This is a genomic window from bacterium (assembly GCA_021158245.1).
Taxonomy (GTDB): Bacteria; Zhuqueibacterota; QNDG01; order QNDG01; family QNDG01; genus QNDG01.
In genome coordinates, this window is sequence record JAGGVB010000004.1 from 1 (window position 1) to 3,950 (window position 3,950).

At 37.4% G+C, this 3,950-nt stretch carries 7 protein-coding genes; 6 read left to right on the plus strand and 1 reads right to left on the minus strand.

Features of this window, described 5'->3' with window-relative positions:
• Positions 1 to 239: hypothetical protein (locus tag J7K93_00160; GenBank protein ID MCD6115402.1), on the minus strand; the 239-nt coding region annotated here is incomplete at its 3' end.
• Between the two features lie 922 nt (positions 240 to 1,161).
• Between J7K93_00160 and J7K93_00165 the strand changes: the two genes are divergently transcribed.
• The 6 genes from J7K93_00165 (at position 1,162) to J7K93_00190 (ending at position 3,821) form a co-directional block, all read left to right on the plus strand.
• Entirely contained in the window at positions 1,162 to 1,542 is a 381-nt protein-coding gene (locus J7K93_00165) for a HEPN domain-containing protein (protein MCD6115403.1), read from the plus strand.
• A complete protein-coding gene (locus tag J7K93_00170; GenBank protein MCD6115404.1) occupies positions 1,539 to 1,958 on the plus strand; it encodes a hypothetical protein in 420 nt (139 codons plus the stop codon). The genes J7K93_00165 and J7K93_00170 overlap by 4 nt, the downstream gene beginning before the upstream one ends.
• Before the next feature lie 21 nt (positions 1,959 to 1,979).
• Complete coding sequence (locus tag J7K93_00175) at positions 1,980 to 2,165, plus strand: hypothetical protein (protein ID MCD6115405.1); 186 nt, start codon at positions 1,980 to 1,982, stop codon at positions 2,163 to 2,165.
• Positions 2,166 to 2,245: 80 nt separating this feature from the next.
• Positions 2,246 to 2,674: a hypothetical protein gene (locus J7K93_00180; protein MCD6115406.1), complete on the plus strand. Its 429-nt coding sequence runs from the start codon at positions 2,246 to 2,248 to the stop codon at positions 2,672 to 2,674.
• Between the two features lie 146 nt (positions 2,675 to 2,820).
• The gene (locus J7K93_00185; protein ID MCD6115407.1) at positions 2,821 to 3,183 is read left to right on the plus strand and encodes an ArsR family transcriptional regulator; all 363 of its coding nucleotides are present in this window, start codon (positions 2,821 to 2,823) and stop codon (positions 3,181 to 3,183) included.
• A gap of 68 nt (positions 3,184 to 3,251) precedes the next feature.
• Complete coding sequence (locus tag J7K93_00190; GenBank protein MCD6115408.1) at positions 3,252 to 3,821, plus strand: hypothetical protein; 570 nt, start codon at positions 3,252 to 3,254, stop codon at positions 3,819 to 3,821.
• Positions 3,822 to 3,950: the final 129 nt, after the last annotated feature.

The following is a 3,950-nucleotide window of genomic DNA, read 5'->3' on the forward strand; positions in this document are numbered from 1 at the left end:
AAAAGGGCCAAAAACAGGGCTACGCCCAAACCTTTCCTTTCCCACCATAACGATGCCAGTATTATTGGAATATAGAAGAAGTGGGTAAAACCAGAGCCAATTCCAAGGACATGATGAAAATAGTATACTAGAAAACAGCAGGCAGCTAAAAGGACGATCATTAGACTGATTTTTTCTTTTTGTTTTTCAGCTTTTATTCTTATCGATTTCGATTTGTCATAAGTTGGTTTTCCGTCCATTATAAATACCTCCAAATTTCACAGTTTCGTAAAAAGTCATAAAAACACTCTTTTGTCATTCTGAGCGATAGCGAAGAATCTGATATCATTGAGATTCTTCGTAGCTCCGCTCCTCAGAATGACACAGCGTGGACTTTTTACGAGTGCATCAAATTTTACAAAAAAAGTTTTATTTAAGGCATCATGCAGTTTCAAATACGTGGATAAACCTCGCGCCACATATCTGCGGCATCCTGTCAAGGTTAACGTATCTACTCAAATCCACCGCTATAGCCAGTTGAGGCGGTATGGGGTAAGTACAATTTCCAGATTCCGATAAAACCTTTTTCTCCCGCGATAGAGATCTCAATGCCTCCATCAATATCCTTTAGGGCTGGGCACAGTCCCTTCGGGTGTTAACGTGGTCCGATAGGACACGCGCGTTGTCTGAGAATCCCTTCTTATGCCTTAACTTTTTCCTTATCTGCTTGCTCCACCTGCCAGTTCTCCAGCTTTTGTTCTTTCGTCAAAGAATCAAGGAAAACCTTATTCTGAGTTCCATCTCTTTGTCCTGATTCTTGTTGGAAAAGGACAGAAATCTGCTCGCCCACAGGGCATAAAATGGAACATTTCTTTGTGGTACCAACTTACGTTCAATGAGAAATTTTTGAAAATCGGGCAAAATATTGGTCACAGTTATACTCCTTAAATTAGCTCCTCGCTTACAGGGCGGGGCATACTTCAGGTCAAAGCAACGACATTATATATATTAAGTGTTTTATGATAATAAGCACACTTTCGGGACACTTTCAAGAATAACAATTGGACTTATTTATAAATTCGTGTATGAATACAAGATGTTTGTTAGATGAATTTTTATCTGGCGGGAAAATTAAGTAATACTTATTAATTGTTATGAACCGGTGAATAATTGGAAACGTTTATGCAGAAAACGGAAATAGAGGAAATTGTTCAAGCAAGATTAAAAGATGCTGAAGTTTTATTAGAGGCTTCACGTTTTGATGGCTCTGTCTATCTGTGCGGATATGCGATTGAACTTGGTTTGAAAGCAAGGATATGCAGAACCCTTCAGTGGGACGATTATCCAACAAGTGGTAAGTTCAGTACATTTAAAACACATGACCTTGATGTACTTCTTCATTTGACAGGCTTGGAAGATAAAGTGAAATTAAAATATATGACAGAGTGGTCTATCGTTGCGCAATGGAATCCAGAAGCGCGTTATAAGCCAATTGGAAGTGTAAAAAAGGATGATGCGAAAGAAATGCTGGATTCTGCAAAGGAGCTAATAAAACAATTATGAAAGAGCAAATAGAAAAATTTCAAAAAGTTGAAAAGAATCTTAGTGAGTCGAAAGGTCAATTTGAATTATTTGCACTGTTTTTAAGAGAAGATTCACCTGACAAATGGGACTTATTAATTTCGGCTGACTGGGCAAGAGCCAATAAAAAGAATTCGATTAACACTATAATTGAAGAAATCCGAAAAGAATTAACGGATCATGAATTGCTTATGTTATCTCGTATTATAATTCTTGATAAGGATGATGCAGCCTTGAAAGCTATACATCAAGCAATGCGGGTTGAACATGGATTAGCTGAGATATCAAATAGTAATTTTTTCGGTCTATCCATTAAACATGCTTATTTAATAACCTCACAAAGAGAAGTTCATAACAAGGCTAATTCAGCCGACGCAAAAAGCCGCGCGGCTGATTAGCGACGTTATGTCAAGAATTGAATGAAAAGAATTCGTGAAATAATAGCTGATATTAGAAATCGATATCCAAATGATGATTTCTTTTCTGATTTTGAGGAAACCTATCGGATAAGTGAATCAAAAAGAAAAGCATATCAAGCATATGGTAGAGTTTTAAATAAATTAGATGATCAGTCCTGGCAAGTCCTCAAAAAAAAAAGGCATTAAGGCACTTTCGGGACCATCGGAAGGGACAAAAGAAGCAGGGTTTTTTCAATCAACTGAATGAGGCCTTTGCATATAGTTATTTGATAAAGCAGGGTTGTGCTACTGTAAATTTCCTCGAAGAGGACGGCAGTAAAAAACCTGACTTAGAATACATCTATAAAAATTCAAGAGGGTATTGTGAAGTAAAAACTCTTAGCATATCTGATGAGGAAATAAACCGTCGTGGCTCCCTATCAGTAATAAATGGACAAATTTATTGTGTTTTAAATTCCAGATTCCTCAATAAATTTCATCAAGCTATTTGTAGTGCATGGGAACAAATAAACGCGATGGGCACCGAAGGAATAGTCTATGTCCTAATCAAATTTGATGATATTGCCCTTGATAATTATAAAAACTATCGACAACAATTGATAGATTATTCCAGACAACATAACTTTCACGGAATATTTATTAAAATTGGGTATTTAGGCAATAAGAGGATTGGCATAACATTGCCTTTCAGCTGACGGCGTTCCGCCGCCGCTGAAGGCTGCGTTATGTGTTTGATCAATCAACTTTCCCACAATTTAAAGGAGGTAAATCATGGGATGGATAGCCGATCTTTTTAAGGAAATTCCTCTTTCGGTCAATCTCCAATCGAAGCTTGGAGAGCTTGAAAAAAAAGTTTTTGGTTATTGAATTCGAGAACAATGATCTTAAATCTAAACTTGAGGATGCAAATAAAGAAATTGCAAGTCTCAATAAGATCATCCAGTCCTCTCAAGAAGACCAGGCTACAAAAAAACTCAAAGGTGTCGAAGAACAAATTCTTAAATTGCTCTTTGAGACAAACCAAGAACTTTATGCTTCTGATATATCGCAGAAATTCAATATTAAAATCGGCATTGCTGAATATCATATAAACAACCTCCTTAATCTAGGTTACATAGGGTCTCTGTTTAATATGGAAGATGATACTTGCTATTACATAGAACCAAGTGGGCGCTCTTACATTATTGAGAACAAACTCACATAACCATCGCATTAAGTCCGACCCGCTTACAGCGGGCGGCTTATGCGGGACGTTAGGCATAGAAGGAACTTATGAAAAATACACTAATAATTTTAGCTGAACTTCATTATGAGTTTGGGCTAATCGGGTACGATGAGTTTAATGAGCGTATTAAAGTTGCTTTATGGCTAAATGATGAAGTGGAATGCCCCGTTACTGATCCACGCGATCAGTATGAAGAAGATGTGGTCCGAAAAAATAATGAAACAACGGAAAATGAAGAATTAAGTGATTCTGTTGTTTCAACCATCGACGGTGGGGAAACCAATAACATTAAAAATGAAGATAATTGGCTTGAATTTTTATGTTTAGGAATTTGGGTTTTTACAAAGGCTGATCCCGACTCATACCCTTCAATTCCACATGGACATTATAAAAGCCAAACTAGACAATGGCCCAAACTAAACCCTTATACCGGTCGAGTTTTTGCGACTAAACATCAAGAGGATAAAGCGCAGAGGCTTACAAAGAAACAAATGAAAATAATTTGGACAGACGAAAAATTTAAAAGCTTTTGCAGGGGAATGATAGTTTGGTACCAAGAGCAATTTCCATATTATGAGTTTTCAGTAAGAAGACCATTGCGCATGCCAAGATGGTAATGCCTAACAAATAAAGGATTAGTCCCGAGTCGAGGAACGAGTGCTCGGAACTAATCCATGGTTCAAGAAGCCGCGGGCTATAGGGGAAAAGGTTCGATAATCTTGGGATGGTTTTGAAGGTTGGATCAG